General features: G+C 61.9%; 14 protein-coding genes. 4 read left to right on the top strand and 10 right to left on the bottom strand.

Going from position 1 to position 15261, the window contains the following annotated elements:
* Both ACK59H_RS12285 and ACK59H_RS12280 read left to right on the top strand, forming a co-directional pair.
* Positions 1 to 301, top strand: a 301-nt coding sequence (locus ACK59H_RS12285; protein ID WP_409264470.1) for a diguanylate cyclase, incomplete at its 5' end; no start/stop codon positions are given.
* 134 nt (positions 302 to 435) lie between these two features.
* Complete coding sequence (locus ACK59H_RS12280; protein ID WP_060477442.1) at positions 436 to 2214, top strand: acyl-CoA dehydrogenase C-terminal domain-containing protein; 1779 nt, start codon at positions 436 to 438, stop codon at positions 2212 to 2214.
* Between the two features lie 245 nt (positions 2215 to 2459).
* On the opposite strand, the gene ACK59H_RS12275 is transcribed toward ACK59H_RS12280, so the two are convergent.
* Positions 2460 to 3383, bottom strand: a complete 924-nt coding sequence (locus tag ACK59H_RS12275; RefSeq protein ID WP_060477443.1) for a LysR family transcriptional regulator — start codon at positions 3381 to 3383, stop codon at positions 2460 to 2462.
* Positions 3384 to 3588: 205 nt separating this feature from the next.
* On the opposite strand from ACK59H_RS12275, the gene ACK59H_RS12270 reads away from it, so the two are divergent.
* Complete coding sequence (locus ACK59H_RS12270) at positions 3589 to 4869, top strand: aspartate aminotransferase family protein (protein WP_060477444.1); 1281 nt, start codon at positions 3589 to 3591, stop codon at positions 4867 to 4869.
* A 139-nt stretch (positions 4870 to 5008) separates the two neighbouring features.
* A complete protein-coding gene (locus tag ACK59H_RS12265) occupies positions 5009 to 5167 on the top strand; it encodes a YqaE/Pmp3 family membrane protein (RefSeq protein WP_009681539.1) in 159 nt (52 codons plus the stop codon).
* A 39-nt stretch (positions 5168 to 5206) separates the two neighbouring features.
* On the opposite strand, the gene ACK59H_RS12260 is transcribed toward ACK59H_RS12265, so the two are convergent.
* The 9 genes from ACK59H_RS12260 to ACK59H_RS12220 all read right to left on the bottom strand — a co-directional run bounded on the left by ACK59H_RS12260 (position 5207) and on the right by ACK59H_RS12220 (position 15218).
* The gene (locus ACK59H_RS12260) at positions 5207 to 7030 is read right to left on the bottom strand and encodes a S9 family peptidase (protein ID WP_060477445.1); all 1824 of its coding nucleotides are present in this window, start codon (positions 7028 to 7030) and stop codon (positions 5207 to 5209) included.
* Positions 6996 to 8144, bottom strand: coding sequence for a pyrroloquinoline quinone biosynthesis protein PqqE (gene pqqE / locus ACK59H_RS12255; RefSeq protein ID WP_060477446.1), 1149 nt, complete (start codon positions 8142 to 8144; stop codon positions 6996 to 6998). The genes ACK59H_RS12260 and pqqE overlap by 35 nt, the downstream gene beginning before the upstream one ends.
* Positions 8116 to 8391 (bottom strand): pyrroloquinoline quinone biosynthesis peptide chaperone PqqD, encoded by a 276-nt coding sequence (pqqD, locus tag ACK59H_RS12250; RefSeq protein WP_060477447.1) that lies wholly within the window; start codon positions 8389 to 8391, stop codon positions 8116 to 8118. The genes pqqE and pqqD overlap by 29 nt, the downstream gene beginning before the upstream one ends.
* The gene (pqqC, locus tag ACK59H_RS12245; RefSeq protein ID WP_060477448.1) at positions 8388 to 9143 is read right to left on the bottom strand and encodes a pyrroloquinoline-quinone synthase PqqC; all 756 of its coding nucleotides are present in this window, start codon (positions 9141 to 9143) and stop codon (positions 8388 to 8390) included. Before pqqC ends, pqqD begins: the two co-directional genes overlap by 4 nt.
* A 9-nt stretch (positions 9144 to 9152) precedes the next feature.
* Positions 9153 to 10064: a pyrroloquinoline quinone biosynthesis protein PqqB gene (gene pqqB, locus ACK59H_RS12240; RefSeq protein ID WP_060477449.1), complete on the bottom strand. Its 912-nt coding sequence runs from the start codon at positions 10062 to 10064 to the stop codon at positions 9153 to 9155.
* 80 nt (positions 10065 to 10144) lie between these two features.
* Positions 10145 to 10216 carry a pyrroloquinoline quinone precursor peptide PqqA gene (gene pqqA / locus ACK59H_RS12235; protein ID WP_003243383.1) on the bottom strand — a complete coding sequence of 24 codons (72 nt, stop codon included), beginning with the start codon at positions 10214 to 10216 and terminating at the stop codon, positions 10145 to 10147.
* A gap of 168 nt (positions 10217 to 10384) precedes the next feature.
* Positions 10385 to 12664 (bottom strand): pyrroloquinoline quinone biosynthesis protein PqqF, encoded by a 2280-nt coding sequence (pqqF, locus tag ACK59H_RS12230; protein ID WP_060477450.1) that lies wholly within the window; start codon positions 12662 to 12664, stop codon positions 10385 to 10387.
* 63 nt (positions 12665 to 12727) lie between these two features.
* Positions 12728 to 13522 (bottom strand): carbon-nitrogen hydrolase family protein, encoded by a 795-nt coding sequence (locus ACK59H_RS12225; RefSeq protein WP_060477451.1) that lies wholly within the window; start codon positions 13520 to 13522, stop codon positions 12728 to 12730.
* A 13-nt stretch (positions 13523 to 13535) separates the two neighbouring features.
* A complete protein-coding gene (locus ACK59H_RS12220; protein ID WP_409264469.1) occupies positions 13536 to 15218 on the bottom strand; it encodes a flavin monoamine oxidase family protein in 1683 nt (560 codons plus the stop codon).
* Between the last annotated feature and the right edge of the window lie 43 nt (positions 15219 to 15261).

The following is a 15261-nucleotide window of genomic DNA, read 5'->3' as shown; positions in this document are numbered from 1 at the left end:
ATGCGTGCCACATGTAGAAGCGGTGCGTGAAATGATCGCCAACTACACCATGCATTTGCGAGACCAGAGCAACCGTCCGCAGGATGACACTGCCGGGCGCCAGCGACGCAGCGGCAGCGCGGGTGGCACGGTCTCGGTCACCATCAGCATCGGCGTCGCCGAGCGCCAGGCCGAGCACCGTAACCCGGAAGAAGTACTCAAGTGCGCCGACCAGGCGCTCTACAGTGCAAAGAGCGCGGGTCGTAACTGTGTCATGGTGCATGGTCAACAATCCCAGCGCGGGGCGGTGCGGATGTCATGACCATGATTGACCATACGGTCACTTGATGAACCTATGTCTCGCAAAAGTTGTTCGGTTACACTGGATTCAACCCCGGGTTCCAACCCCGTGCCGCGGTCCCTGTGGCCGCTCCGACCGACCAGCGAGAGGTTGTCATGGCTGAATATAAAGCGCCCCTGCGCGACATGCGCTTCGTACTGAATGAAGTCTTCAACGTGGCCGAACAGTGGGCGCAGTTGCCCGAACTGGCTGAAGCGGTCGATGCGGACACCGCCATGGCGGTGCTTGAAGAAGCCGGCAAAGTCACCAGCAAGAGCATTGCACCGCTCAGCCGCGCCGCTGACGAAGAGGGCTGCCGCTGGGACCAGGGTTCGGTGCATACGCCTGCCGGCTTCATCGAAGCCTACAATACCTACGCCGAAGGCGGTTGGGTTGGCGTGGGCGGCGATCCGCAGTTTGGCGGCATGGGCATGCCCAAGGCGGTTTCGGCCCAGGTCGAAGAAATGGTCAACGCTGCGAGTCTGGCTTTTGGCCTGTACCCGATGTTGACCGCAGGTGCCTGCCTGTCGATCAACGCCCATGCCGATGAGGCGCTGAAGCACAAGTACCTGCCGAACATGTATGCCGGTGTCTGGGCCGGCTCCATGTGCCTGACCGAACCCCATGCGGGCACCGACCTGGGCATCATTCGCACCAAGGCCGAGCCCCAGGCCGATGGCAGCTACAAGGTCAGCGGTACCAAGATATTCATCACCGGCGGCGAGCACGACCTGACCGAGAACATCATCCATCTGGTGCTGGCCAAGCTGCCGGATGCACCAGCAGGGCCCAAGGGTATTTCGCTGTTCCTTGTGCCCAAGTTCCTGGTCAATGACGACGGTAGCCTAGGCGCGCGCAACCCGGCCACCTGTGGCTCCATCGAGCACAAGATGGGCATCCAAGCATCGGCCACCTGCGTGATGAACTTCGATGAAGCGGTCGGCTACATTGTCGGCGAGCCGAACAAGGGCCTGGCGGCCATGTTCACCATGATGAACTATGAGCGGCTGGGTGTGGGTATCCAGGGCTTGGCGTCGGCCGAGCGTTCCTATCAAAACGCCGTGGAATACGCCCGTGATCGCCTGCAAAGCCGTGCGCCAACCGGGCCACTGGCCAAAGACAAGGCTGCCGACCCGATCATCGTTCACCCGGATGTGCGGCGCATGCTGTTGACCATGAAGGCGCTCATCGAAGGTGGGCGTGCCTTCTCCACGTATGTGGCCATGCAGCTCGATAGCGCCAAATACAGCGAAGACCCGGCAACGCGCAAACGCAGCGAAGAACTGGTGGCGCTGCTGACACCCGTTGCCAAGGCGTTTCTAACCGACCTTGGGCTGGAATGCACAGTGCATGGCCAGCAGGTATTCGGGGGCCATGGTTACATTCGTGAATGGGGGCAGGAGCAACTGGTGCGCGATGTGCGTATCACCCAGATCTATGAAGGCACCAACGGTATCCAGGCGTTGGACCTCATGGGGCGCAAGGTGGTGGCCAGCGGTGGCGCGTATTACAGGCTGTTCTCGGATGAGATCCGCCAGTTCGTTGCCAGCGCAGGCACTGAACTGCAAGCCTTCACCAAACCCCTGAGCGCCAGCCTCGATCAGCTCGATGGCCTGACTGAGTGGGTACTGGAGCAGGCCAAAGCTAACCCGAACGAGATCGGCGCCGCTTCGGTTGAGTACCTGCATGCTTTCGGCTATGTGGCTTACGCTTACATGTGGGCCTTGATGGCACGTGCCGCCAAGGCTGCCGAGGGTGACGAGGCGTTCTATGCCGCCAAGCTGGGTACCGCGCAGTTCTACTTCGCGCGCTTGTTGCCGCGGGTAGAGTCATTGGTGGCTGCGGTGAAGGCAGGCAGTGAGTCGCTTTACCTGCTGGATGCAGAACAGTTTTAAGGTTGAAAGTATTTCAAAAACCTACGGCGTGTAAGCTTTCTCCTACACAACGTAGTGACTTTTCGCTACTGGCGTCAGATTGGATCCACGGTTAATCTTTGTTCATGGACGTTGCGCAGGAAGCGCAAAGGACAGAACAGGGACAACGAAGGATTACCTGCCAGGAAGGTGGGACGATAGGGATGTCATAGGGAAACAGTCTAGAGAACCCCGCTTCGGCGGGGTTTTCTTCGTCTGCGTGATGCTCAGCCAAGCACCTCCAGTGGTGATACGCCCGGTTGGCGTGGGTCGGTTTCCTCTTCCAGCAAGGTGCGCAGCAGCTCCACCGACGCCTGCTGGCGCTGTGCGTCGCGGTAAACCAGGCCAACCTTGAGCGGTACCCGCGGCTCGCTCAGCGGTTTCCATAACAAACCTTGTTGGTCGTCGGCGGCGTCCTTGGCTCGCCCCGGCAGAATGGTCGCCAGCGCCGTATGGGCCAAGCTGTCGAGGATCCCCGCCATGTTGTTCATCTCGGCTTGTACCTGTGGCCGACGGCCCTGGGCGGCGAGCTGATCTTTCCAGATCTGACGGATCTGGAACTCTTCCCCCAGCATCAGCATGGGCAACTCGGCAGCCTGCTTAAGGGATACCTTCTTGAAGTCCTTCAGCGGATGAGTAGCCGGTATCACAACCTGCAGCTCGTCTTCGTACAGCAGCAAGCCATGCAGCCCTGGCTGGCGGGGTGGCAGGTAGCTGATGCCGATATCCAAGTTGCCATTGAGCAGCCGCCGTTCGATTTCCAGCCCCGACAACTCGTAGATCTGTACCACCAGGTGCGGCTGGGCTTTGCGTAGCCGTTCCAGCAGTTGCGGTATCAGGCTCGGCCTGACGGTTTGCAAGACGCCGATGGCCAGCGTGCGCAGTGACTGGCCTTTGAAGTTGCGCATGGCCTCATGGGCTCGCTGCAAGCCATCGAGCAATGGCAACGCATGGTTGTAAAGCGTGTGCGCCGCAAGGGTGGGCAACAAGCGTTTGTTGCTGCGCTCGAACAGGCTCAGGTCCAGGCTGTGTTCCAACTGGCGGATCTGTTGCGATAGCGCCGGTTGCGACAGGGACAGGCGTTCGGCGGCACGCCCAACATGGCCCTCTTCATACACCGCGACGAAATAACGCAGCTGGCGAAAATCCATAAGCAATACTTATCGAAAAAGCTGGGAAAACGAAATGGCCGAAAAGCCTGTCGGGGCCTAGTCTATCGCCGTATTACAACGGGTTACAGCAGTCGATTGCTGTATTGTTACCTCGTTTGAAAAACACTTTTGATAGGCACGACAAAATAATTTAGGCCGGCTGCTTTTGCGGCACTGGCCGCTTCCGTGATTGGTTGGAGCCCCGATGAACTTGTTCAACCTGCGCCGCTCGGCCCCTGCCGCGGTTGCTGAGCCCAAGCGTGCACCGGTGGCGCAGGCCCATCCAAAAGTGCCGGCGCGCACTTACCTGATGCCGAGTACCGAACATGCGCGGCAGGTGTTCGTACGTGGCCAGGGTTCCTGGCTATGGGACAACGAAGGGCATGCTTACCTGGATTTCACGCAGGGTGGCGCGGTCAACAGCCTTGGGCATAGCCCGTCGGCGCTGGTGAAGGCCCTGTCTAACCAGGCCCAGGCCTTGATCAATCCAGGGGGCGGCTATCATAGCCATGGCTTGTTAGCGTTGGTGGAGCGCCTGTGCCAGAGCACTGGCAGCGACCAGGCCTACCTGCTCAACAGCGGTGCCGAAGCCTGTGAAGGTGCTATCAAGCTGGCGCGCAAGTGGGGCCAATTGCACCGTAACGGCGCCTACCACATCATCACCGCCAACCAGGCCTGCCACGGCCGTAGCCTGGGCGCGCTTTCGGCTTCCGACCCGCTGGCGTGCAACCGCTGCGAACCAGGCCTGCCCGGCTTCAGCAAGGTGCCATTCAATGATCTGGCGGCGCTGCATGCCGCCGTCGATTCGCGCACCGTGGCGATCATGCTCGAGCCGATTCAAGGCGAGGCCGGGGTTATCCCGGCGACCCGCGAGTACCTGCAAGGCGTGCAAAAGCTCTGCCGTGAACTGGGCATTTTGCTGATTCTCGATGAAGTTCAAACCGGCATCGGCCGCTGCGGCGCGTTGCTGGCCGAGCAAACCTTTGGCGTGCGCGCCGACATCGTCACCCTCGGCAAAGGCTTGGGTGCAGGGGTCCCACTGGCCGCTTTGCTGGCCCGTGGCACGGCCTGCTGCGCTGAACCGGGCGAGCTGGAAGGTAGCCATCACGGCAATGCGCTGATGAGCGCCGCCGGCCTGGCGGTGCTCGATACGGTGCTGGAGCCGGGCTTTTTCGAGCAGGTGCAAGACAGTGGCCGGCATTTGCGCGATGGCTTGGCTCGCCTGGCCGGCCGCTACGGCCAGGGGCAGGTGCGCGGGCAGGGCCTGCTGTGGGCCTTGCAACTGCAGGACAACCTCGCCAAAGAGCTGGTTGCAGCCGCTCTGCACGAAGGCTTGCTGCTCAATGCCGCGCAACCTGACGTGGTGCGTTTCTCCCCGGCATTGACGGTGAGCAAGGGCAACATCGATGAAATGCTCCTGCGCCTGGCACGGGCGTTCGCTCGCTTGCACACCCAACAGCAAGCTGGCGGCCAGGTACCTGCCTGATCTCGAATTCAACGAACCGTCTAGCGTTCCTGCGCATCGCCCCGTGCCTGTTTCATTTGGCCGGGGCGTTTTTTTTACCTGCGGAACCTCTGGGATGCGCGGCTAGTCTTTGGTGTAACCCCTTTAAGGAGAAACCCGCATGGACTTTATTCGCATCATCATCGCCATTATCCTGCCGCCGCTGGGTGTGTTTTTGCAGGTGGGTTTTGGCGGGGCATTCTGGCTGAACATCCTACTGACTCTGCTGGGCTACATCCCAGGCATCGTGCATGCGGTCTACATCATCGCCAAGCGCTGAGTGTGCCGGGGGCGCCGCCAAGCGGCGCCACGCCGGCTGTCAGCCTTCAAGTACACGGCAATAGAACTTCCATTCCTCTTCCAACGCATGTGCCAGGTTTTCGGCCTTGCGCAAACCATGCCGTTCGCCAGCATAGAAATGCCCCGAGGCTTCGACGCCATTGGCCTGCAACGCCTGCAGCATTGAACGGGTCTGCTCCGGCACCACCACTGCATCCAGCTCGCCCTGGAAGAAGATCACCGGCACATTGATGCGTGAGGCATGCAGCAACGGCGTGCGCTGGCGGTAACGTTCAGCATCGCGTTGCGGGTCACCGATCAGCCAGTCCAAATAATCGGCTTCGAACTTGTGCGTGGCGTGGCCCAAAGCAATTGGGTCGCTGACCCCATAAAGGCTGGCGCCGGCCCTGAACACGTCGTGGAACGCCAGTGCGCACAAGGTGGTGTAACCCCCAGCGCTGCCACCGCGGATGAACGCTTTGCCAGCGTCGATCAGGCCTCTGTGAGCCAAATACTCGACGGCGGCGCAGGCGTCCTGGACATCGCTTTGGCCCCAACGCAGGTGCAGCGCCTGGCGGTAAGCCCGGCCGTAGCCGCTACTGCCACGGTAATTCAGGTCGGCTACGGCAAAGCCGCGCTGGGTCCAGTACTGAATACGCGGATCGAGCACGGGGTAGCAGGCTGAAGTCGGGCCGCCATGGATGAACACCAGCAGCGGGGCAGCGCCTTTGATGCCGTGGGCCGGGTAGAAAAAGCCATGGGCAAATGCATCACCGCTTGGGTAATGGATCGACTGTGGCAGGCTGATCTGCTCGGCGGGCAGCACCTCGCTGCCGCCAGCCAATACGCTGACTTCATGGTTGGCGCGGTTGATGGTGATCACTGCCGCAGGGCTGATCGGCGAAGCGGCGACGGCATACAGCTGCTCGCCGTCCATGGCCAAGTGGCGGAACCGGGTGTAGGCACTGGCGAAACGTTCCAAGCGGCCTTGTTCATCACGCAAGCCCAGTTGCCCGATGCCGCCTTCGAACCAAGTGGCCAAGTAGTGCTCGCGGCTGATGGGCAGCCAGGTGCTGTTGCCCAGTTGCCACGGGGCGCTGGCATGGTCCGCCGGCTCAGCGGCAAGTGCTTGCCAGTTGCCGTCGACCTCGCCCCAGGGCTGCCAGAAACCATTGCGATCAGACAGGCAGTACAACAGCCCGTCAGCATCGAAACGCGGTTGTTGCAGCGATTCATCTGCGCCGGCAACGCACTGCGCGGGGCCCCAGTTACCGGTTGTGTCGCGTTGCCTGCACATCAGCCGGGTGACGGTCCACGGTTGTGCCGGGCGGTCCCACTCGATCCACGCCAGGCGCTGGCCGTCGCTGCTGACCGTCGGTGAGGCGTAGAAGTCGGCGCCCTCGGCGAGCACTTGGCGGGCAGTTTCATCCCATGCCACCAGGCGATGCTCAACCTGTTGGCCATGGCGCTCCTCAACGGCCAATACCTGGCCGTTGTGCCACTGCAGATCACCGTAACGACAGGCGTCTTCGTTACTCAGGGGCCGTGGTGCAGTACCCGCAAGGCTCTGGGTGTACACCTGCTGGTCCTTTTCGTTGACGAACAGCAGGCCGTCGCCGCCCAGGCAGAAGCTGCCGCCACCATACTCGTACACGCGGCTGCGCACGCTGAAGCCATCAGGCGTCAGGCACCGCGCCTGGTGGTCACGCCAGTGCCAGATGCGGCAGGCGCCATCGGCCGGGCGGAACTCGTTCCAGAACAGGCCCTGCTCACTGACCTTGAGGTCTGCGAAGTCGGTGCCAGCGGCGACAGCCTGGGCGGCACTGAAATCAGCCGCGGGCGATGACACGGGAATTGCGCTCATTGCGGAAAGTCATCTCTTCGATGGCGAGTTGGGCAGTTTCTGCCTCTTCGCGAGCCTTGAGGATGATGCCGTGGTCGGCCGACTTGGCGCACACCGGGTCGGCATTGCTGGCATCGCCTGTAAGCATGAAGGCTTGGCAGCGGCAGCCGCCGAAGTCCTTTTCCTTCTCGTCGCACGAACGGCAAGGCTCGGGCATCCAGTCGTATCCACGGAAGCGATTGAAGCCGAACGAGTCGTACCAGATGTGATGCAGGTCGTGGTCGCGCACATTGGGGAACTGCACCGGCAACTGGCGCGCGCCGTGGCAGGGCAGGGCGGTGCCGTCGGGCGTGATAGTCAGAAACAGGCTGCCCCAGCCGTTCATGCAAGCCTTGGGTCGCTCTTCGTAGTAATCCGGGGTAACGAAGATCAGCTTGCAAGGGTTGCCCTGGGCTTTGAGCTTGGCCCGGTATTCGTTAGTGATACGTTCGGCACGCTCTAGCTGCGCTCGAGTGGGCAGCAGGCCCAGACGGTTGAGATGGGCCCAGCCATAGAATTGGCAGGTGGCAAGCTCGACGAAGTCTGCCTCAAGCGCAATGCACAGCTCGATGATGCGGTCGATTTTGTCGATGTTGTGCCGGTGGGTAACGAAGTTGAGCACCATCGGGTAGCCGTGGGCCTTCACTGCACGGGCCATTTCCAGCTTCTGAGCGAAGGCTTTTTTCGAGCCGGCGAGCAAGTTGTTGACCTGCTCGTCACTGGCTTGGAAGCTGATCTGGATATGGTCCAGGCCGGCTTGCTTGAAAGCGGCGATACGCGTTTCGGTCAGGCCAATGCCCGAGGTGATCAGGTTGGTGTAGTAGCCCAGTCGGCGGGCCTCACCGATAAGCTCTGCAAGGTCCTGGCGCACCAGCGGTTCGCCACCGGAGAAACCGATTTGCGCAGCGCCCATCTCGCGGGCCTCGGCCATCACCTTGAACCATTGCGCAGTGCTCAGCTCCTGGCCCTGGGCGGCGAAGTCCAGCGGGTTTGAGCAATACGGGCACTGCAGCGGGCAGCGGTAGGTGAGCTCGGCCAGCAGCCACAGCGGCAGGCCGACCGGCACTTCAGGCGAGGGTGATCCAGTGTTCGGCACGGGCCACCTCCATGAATTGCTCAATGTCGTCAGCGACCTCGGGCACACCAGGAAATTGCTGTTCGAGTTCGGCGATGATCGCCGCCACATCACGCTTGCCGTCGATCAACCCACCGATCAGGCTGGCGCTTTCGTTGAGCTTGATCATGCCCTCTGGGTACAAGAGCACGTGACCTTTCTGCGCTGGTTCGTACTGGAAGCGGTAGCCGGGGCGCCAGTTCGGCACTTGGTTACGTTGCAAGCTCATAGGGCTATCCCTTTGTGCCAGACCCGTTGCTGGGTGACAGTGTGGTAAGGCGGGCGGTTCAGCTCGTAGGCCATGCTCATGGCATCGAGCATGCTCCAGAGGATATCCAGCTTGAATTGCAGGATCTCCAGCATGCGCTCCTGGCCCGCGCGGGTGGTGTAGTGCTGCAGGGTGATCGCCAGGCCATGTTCCACATCGCGTCGGGCCTGGCCCAGGCGGGTGCGGAAATACTCGTAACCGGCCGGGTCGATCCACGGGTAGTGTTGCGGCCAGCTGTCCAGGCGCGATTGGTGGATCTGCGGGGCGAACAGTTCGGTCAACGAGCTGCTGGCCGCTTCCTGCCAGCTCGCACGGCGGGCGAAGTTGACGTAGGCATCCACGGCAAAGCGCACGCCTGGCAGCACCAGCTCTTGTGAACGCAGCTGATCAGGGTCCAGACCCACTGCTTGACCCAAGCGTAGCCAGGCTTCGATACCGCCATCTTCACCCGGTGCGCCGTCGTGGTCGAGCAGGCGCTGGATCCACTCACGGCGCACTTCGCGATCCGGGCAGTTGGCCAGGATCGCGGCATCCTTCATCGGGATGTTGACCTGGTAGTAGAAGCGGTTGGCCACCCAGCCTTGAATCTGCTCCCGGCTGGCGCGGCCTTGATACATCGCCACATGGTAGGGGTGGTGAATGTGGTAGTACGCGCCCTTGGCGCGCAGGGCCTGTTCGAATTCGGCAGGTGACAATGGCAGTGCGTCGCTCACGGGGCCTCCTTACAACTCGATGCTCATGCCGTCGAAGGCGACTTCCACCCCACGACGCTGGACCTCGGCGCGCTCGGGTGAGTCTTCATCAAGGATTGGGTTGGTGTTGTTGATGTGGATGAGCACCTTACGTTGGCGTGGGAAGCCGTCGAGCACTTCGAGCATGCCGCCGGGGCCGTTCTGCGCCAGGTGGCCCATCTCGCGGCCGGTGCGGGTGCCGACACCGCGCCGCTGCATTTCATCATCCTCCCACAGCGTGCCGTCGACCAGCAGGCAGTCGGCACTGTGCATCATCTGCAGCAGTTTGGCGTCGACCTGGCCGAGGCCGGGTGCGTAGAACAGCTTGCCTCCTGTGCGGGAATCTTCGACCAGCAGGCCAAGGTTGTCGCCCGGGTGCGGGTCGAAGCGGTGCGGCGAGTAGGGCGGCGCTGCGCTGCGCAGGGGGAACGGGGTGAATCTGAGGTTTGGGCAGGCGTCGATGACGAAGCTGCCCTCAAGCTCGATGCGATTCCATTGCAGTCCGCCGTTCCAGTGGCTGAGCATGTTGAACAGCGGGAAGCCGGTGGTCAGGTCTTGGTGGACCATGTCCGTGCACCAGACCTGGTGCGGGCAGCCTTCGCGCAGGCTGAGCAGGCCGGTGGTGTGGTCGATCTGGCTGTCGAGCAGGACGATAGCGTTGATGCCGGTATCGCGCAGTGCGCGCGCAGGCTGCATGGGCGCGAAGGCCTGCAGTTGGGCGCGAATGTCGGGCGAAGCGTTGCACAGGATCCAGTGCTCACCGTCGTCGGACAAGGCAATGGACGACTGGGTGCGTGCCGTGGCGCGCAGGCTACCATCGCGAAAGCCCTTGCAGTTCACGCAGTTGCAGTTCCACTGCGGGAAACCCCCGCCGGCGGCGGAACCGAGAATCTGGATGTACATGGCCACTCCTTCTGCGAAAAGCCGTATCCGAAAAACGACGACGCCCCGGCGGGCCGAGGCGTCATGCCGCACAGCAAGGCTTAGCGGTTGGCGAAGTACATGGTCACTTCGAAGCCGATACGCAGGTCAGTGTAAGCTGGTTTGGTCCACATGGGCGTTCTCCTTCCGGATGGGTTGTGTTTGCTTCACTACTACTCGAGTGCTGATTCGAGTAAGAGGTTCCGCTGACTGAGATAGCGTTATCTTACAAGAAATTTTTGTACCGAAAGGTTAATTGTTTGATAAGCGCCCTTGCAGCAAACGTAATAATCCACCCTGGATCACTTCCAGGAGCTGTCCTGCGCTGCGGCATTGGCCACGCAAAGCCAAGCGTGATCTTCCGCGAGCAACTGGCGTAGCAGACCATCCAGATCCGCTTGTCGCACGTCCAGAATAGCCCGTTTCAACCCCCTCAAATCGTCAGGTTCAGCGGCCAATCGTGCTTGCCATGCCCATTCGGCTACATCGGCGTTGGCCATGGCGGGTTCGTCGAACTGCTCGGCCAGGGCTTTGCGCGCATGCTCGTCCAGTGTCACACCATCGCGTAGAAGCGCGTGCAGGTGGCCGAGGATTTCTGCGTGGCTGGCATGTGGCGACTGCACGCCGAATAGCAGGCCACCTACGCCCTCGATCTGACGAAAGGTACTGAATACCGCGTAGCCTAATTGCAACTCGACCCGCAGGCGTTGATACACCGGCCCCTGCAGGCTCTGGGCCAGTAGGCGGCCGCAGCCTTGCTGCCCGTCAGGCACGGGGCAAAACAGCAGAAGGGCATTTTCACTGCCAGGCACCTCGGCACGCTGCCAGCGGCGGCCAGCCCAGCGGGCAGCAGGTGAAGGCGACACACCTTGGCCAGGGCAGCTTTGCAGCAATGCACCCAGGGCCTGCAACGCATCTGTATCGAAGCCTACGGCCAGGCCGTGCCAGCGGCTGTGCTGCCAGGCGTCGTCGAGCTGCGTTTGGTCAGCCGCGCAGTGCGCCTGGGGTTCTGCGCGTGAGCCGAGTACGGCATCCGGCAACTGACCGATCAAGGCTCTGATAGGTATCAGGGCGGGAGCTTCGGGTGCAGGGGACGGCCAGTCGCAAGGTGCCTGCAAGCTCGTCAGGGCCTGGGCGGTGGCGCGTACCACCGCTGCGGGGTGCCCAGCACAGCGCAGTTGCCAGTAGTCACCGGCCCCACTGAATTGCAATTGCACGCCGGCCTGCTCGCAGCGCATCTGTAAAGGCTGCAAGGCACTTTCAAGTGCCCGCTGAAGAGGCCGACGCAAGGGTGATGCTATGTGCCAACGCAGAAACAGCGCTGCATGATGCCGGGTCGGCGGCAACAGGCGGCTGACACTGAGTGAAGGCGGCAGCGCTACTGCCTGATGAGCGGGCATCTCGTCGAGCAACAAGGGGTCAGGCTCGGGCAACTGCCATGGGTGGTAGGCGCGTTGTGGCAATTGCTCGAGCAGCGCCGCAAGTGCGGTGAGCCCTTGGCTGTCCAGTGCCGCAAATGGCTGCGCGGCGCTGTCTGCGCGGGCCAGCGCCAAGGCGCCGGCACTGCGCTGGCGACGCTGCTGCAAAAGTCCGAACGCCTGGTTGAGCGTTGTGGGCGATGCCTGGCGAATATAGCCGAACCAGCCGTGCAACAGCTTTAGTGCCTCGCTGTTATCGGCACAGGGGTTGAGCTTCAAATCGATGTGCCAGAGCAGTTGCCCGGCGAAAGCATACAACTGCTCGACTTTGCACTCCTTGAGCCATCCCCGGCGCTGCAGTTCACCCAGCCAACTGCCGGGGCGGTTGTCACTGAGGTTGGCCATCAGCAGCGCCAATGCCCGTTCTGCCCCTGCCGGCAGGCCCTGATGGGCGAACAGTAGCGGCTCGTCACTGGCCAAAGCCGGCGGCATAGCTTGTGGTACCGCGGCCGCCCTTTTGAAGATGCCCGCCAATCGTCTGCCGAGTCGTTCCAGTTCATCCAGCGGCTGCGGCCCGCAGAGGCTCAGGGTAATCTGGCCGGCGTGATAGAAACGTTGGTGAAACCCCACGAGGGCATCCTGGAAGGCACTGCTCTGCAGTGGGAGGGAATAACGGTTACCGGCATGAAAAGCGCTGAGCGGGTGATTGCCCGTTACTGATTGCAGCAGAGCAAACTGCTGTTGAGCCTGAGGGTTGCGCGACCAGGCGATGAATTCGGCGTGGATCACCTCACGCTCGCGCCGCTGGCGCTCGATGCCAAGGTCAGGTTCGGCAAGCATCTGGCACAGACGCTCCAGCCCCCCGGCCAAGGCGGCAGGCGGGACTTCGAAAAAAAAGTCGGTGGTGCGTTCACGGGTACTGGCATTGACTTGGCCGCCCAAGGCCTGAACGTAGCGCATCAGCCCATCTTGCAGTGGGAAGCGCGCTGTACCCAGGAAGAACAGGTGTTCAAGAAAGTGCGCCAGGCCAGGCCACTGGGGTGCAGCATCATGGCTGCCGGCGTGCACGCGCAGGGCTGCAGCCGAGCGCTTGAGATGTGGCGCATGGCGTAATGTCAGCTGCAGGCCGTTGGCCAGCGTGACGTGGCTGTTGGTGTCGCTCATGCTAACCACAGGTATCCATTGATGAATGCGGGCTCATCCGCGACTGGGCGGGGTGGCGACCCCTCAGCCTCTACGCCAATTCAACTCCTGACGCAGATCGGTCAGATAGGGGAATGCTTGGCGTGCTCGCATCAGGCGGTCGTGTTCCAGGTCTGCCAGCAAAAGGCACTCGTCGCGCCCGGCCATGGCCAGCAAACTGCCGTCCGGCCCGATGATGCTGCTCTGCCCGCAGTACTGGATCTCGTCCTCAGCGCCGCAATAGTTGGCGTACACCAAGTAGCACTGGTTCTCCTGCGCTCGCGAGCGCACGGTCACCTGGCAGACGAAGTCGTACGGCACCATGTTAGCGGTCGGCACAAGGATCAGCTCGGCCCCCGCCAGCGCCAGGCGCCGGGCGTTTTCCGGGAATTCGATGTCATAGCAGATCAGCAGGCCGAGCTTCCAGCCTTGCAGTTCCACCACCGGGAAGTGATCGGCACCTGCGCTGAACATCGCCCGATCCAGCTCGCCGAACAGGTGAGTCTTGCGGTAATTGCAGAGGCTGCTGCCATGGGCGTCGATCAACTGCACACTGTTGTAGATCGCCCCGTCCTCGGCGCGCTCGGGATAGCCGTAAACGATGGCGATGCGGTGCGCCTGAGCGATCTCCACCACCTCCATGGCCGAAGGGCCATCTTCGGCTTCGGCCAGCCGTTCTGCCTGGGCCAGGCCGATGTTGTAGCCGCTCAGGAACATCTCCGGGCACACCAGCAACTGTGCGCCTCGCTCGGCCGCCAGGTGCGCCTGGTGGCGCAGGCGTTGCAGGTTACCGGGTACATCCAACGGGCCGGGGGTACCCTGAAACAGAGCGATGCGCATGTTGCCTCCTTGGTTAGTCAGCCAGGGCGATGGGGCCGATCTTGTCGAACACGTCGCCAGGGCCTGGGTTTCCTGGGTGAGTATGGCCACCGAAGTGGTTCATGATACCCCACACCGCGTTGAGCGATGTCTGCACCGCGCCCTCGACCCAGGCCGGGGTCCAGGACACGTCGTCGCCGGCGATGAATATGCCCTTGTGTTCGGCGGGCATGTCTTGCTGCATGAAGTGTGCGTACATGCGCTGGTTATAGCGGTAGTGGCCCGGCAGCGCGCCTTTGAAGGCGCCGAGGAAGTGCGGGTCGGCCTCCCAGGAAATGGTGATCGGGTCGCCGATGATATGCCCGGCAATATCGGTTTTCGGATAGATCTTCTTCAGTGCATCCAGGGCAAGCTGCACGCGCTTCTCAACCGGATGCGGCAACATCTTCAAAGCGTCGCTCATCCACGCGTAGGACAGGCAAATCACGCCCGGCTTGTCGTCACCGTTGTCGAACAGATAGGTGCCGCGGGTCAGGCGGTCGGTCAATGTCATGCTCATCAGGTCGCGGCCGGTCTGCGGGTCTTTATCCTTCCAGAACGGCCGGTCGACCATGACGAAGGTTTTCGACGACTGCATGTAACGAGTGCGGTCCAAGGCCATCCACATTTTTTGCGAGAACAGCGATTCTTCACAGTCGATCTGGGTAGTCAGCAGCCAGCTCTGGCAGGTGGCGAGCACCGCACCGTAATGGCGTGTGTCACCCCAATTATCGGTGACGGCCAAGCGCCCGTCGGCGGCCCGTGCTATGCGTTTTACTCCTGAGCGTGGTGCGCCGCCATGCAAAGCGCTCAGGCTGGTGCCTTCTGGCCAATGGGCGCAGCGCTCCGGCACATGGCGCCAGATACCTTGTGGCACCTGCTCTACACCCCCTACGATCAGGTGCTGATGGTCGTCGCAATTGGTCATCACCACGCGGAAGATCTCCAGCATGGAGTTGGGGAAGTCCGAATCCCAGCCCCCGGTGCCGAAACCGACCTGGCCGAACACTTCGCGGTGCTGGAAACTCAACTGGGCAAACGAGCGCGAAGTGGCGACGAAATCGTAGAACGTGCGGTCGTCCCACAGCGGCACCAGCTTGTTCCACAGGGCTTTGAGCCGAGGTACGTCCCGCTCGCGGATCGCCTGCTGGATGTCGGCAAACTGTGCACCGCTTTCCAGCGCATCAGCCCAGGCATCGGCGACCTCATGGAACAGCTTGGGCAAGTCGCTGGCCTTTTCGGCGTAGTACGTCTGGCCTTCGAGGTCGATCACCGTACTGCCCGAGGCTGAGGTCAGCGGGTTGGGGAAGGGTTTGGTTTGCAGGCCGAGCTTGTCGACGTAATGGTAGAAGGCGGTGGACGAGACTGGAAAGCGCATGCCGCCCAGTTCGGCGATGATGCCATCGGTGCCGTTGAAGGCTTGCGAGCGCAACCGCCCTCCGAGTTTCGAGGCCTCATACACAACCGGCTTGAGGCCGAGCTTCATCAATTCGTAAGCGGCGACCAGGCCTGCGATGCCTGCGCCGACGATCGCGACTTCTTCGCCGTGGCGCTCGGCTGGAATGGTGCCCAGGCCGGCCGGGTGTTCTAGCCAGTCATCGAAGCCGAACGGGAAGTCTGGGCCGAAAATGGTGATGGGTTTTTTGCCGTCGGCGGGGTGGCGGTTTTTCTTGTTCATGAATGGACCTTGCCAGAGCGGCTGCGCGGAGCCTGAGTATAGG

The organism is Pseudomonas sp. KCJK9000, assembly GCF_046230725.1.
GTDB lineage: Bacteria > Pseudomonadota > Gammaproteobacteria > Pseudomonadales > Pseudomonadaceae > Aquipseudomonas > Aquipseudomonas promysalinigenes.
This window is presented reverse-complemented; position numbering and strand designations above follow the sequence as displayed.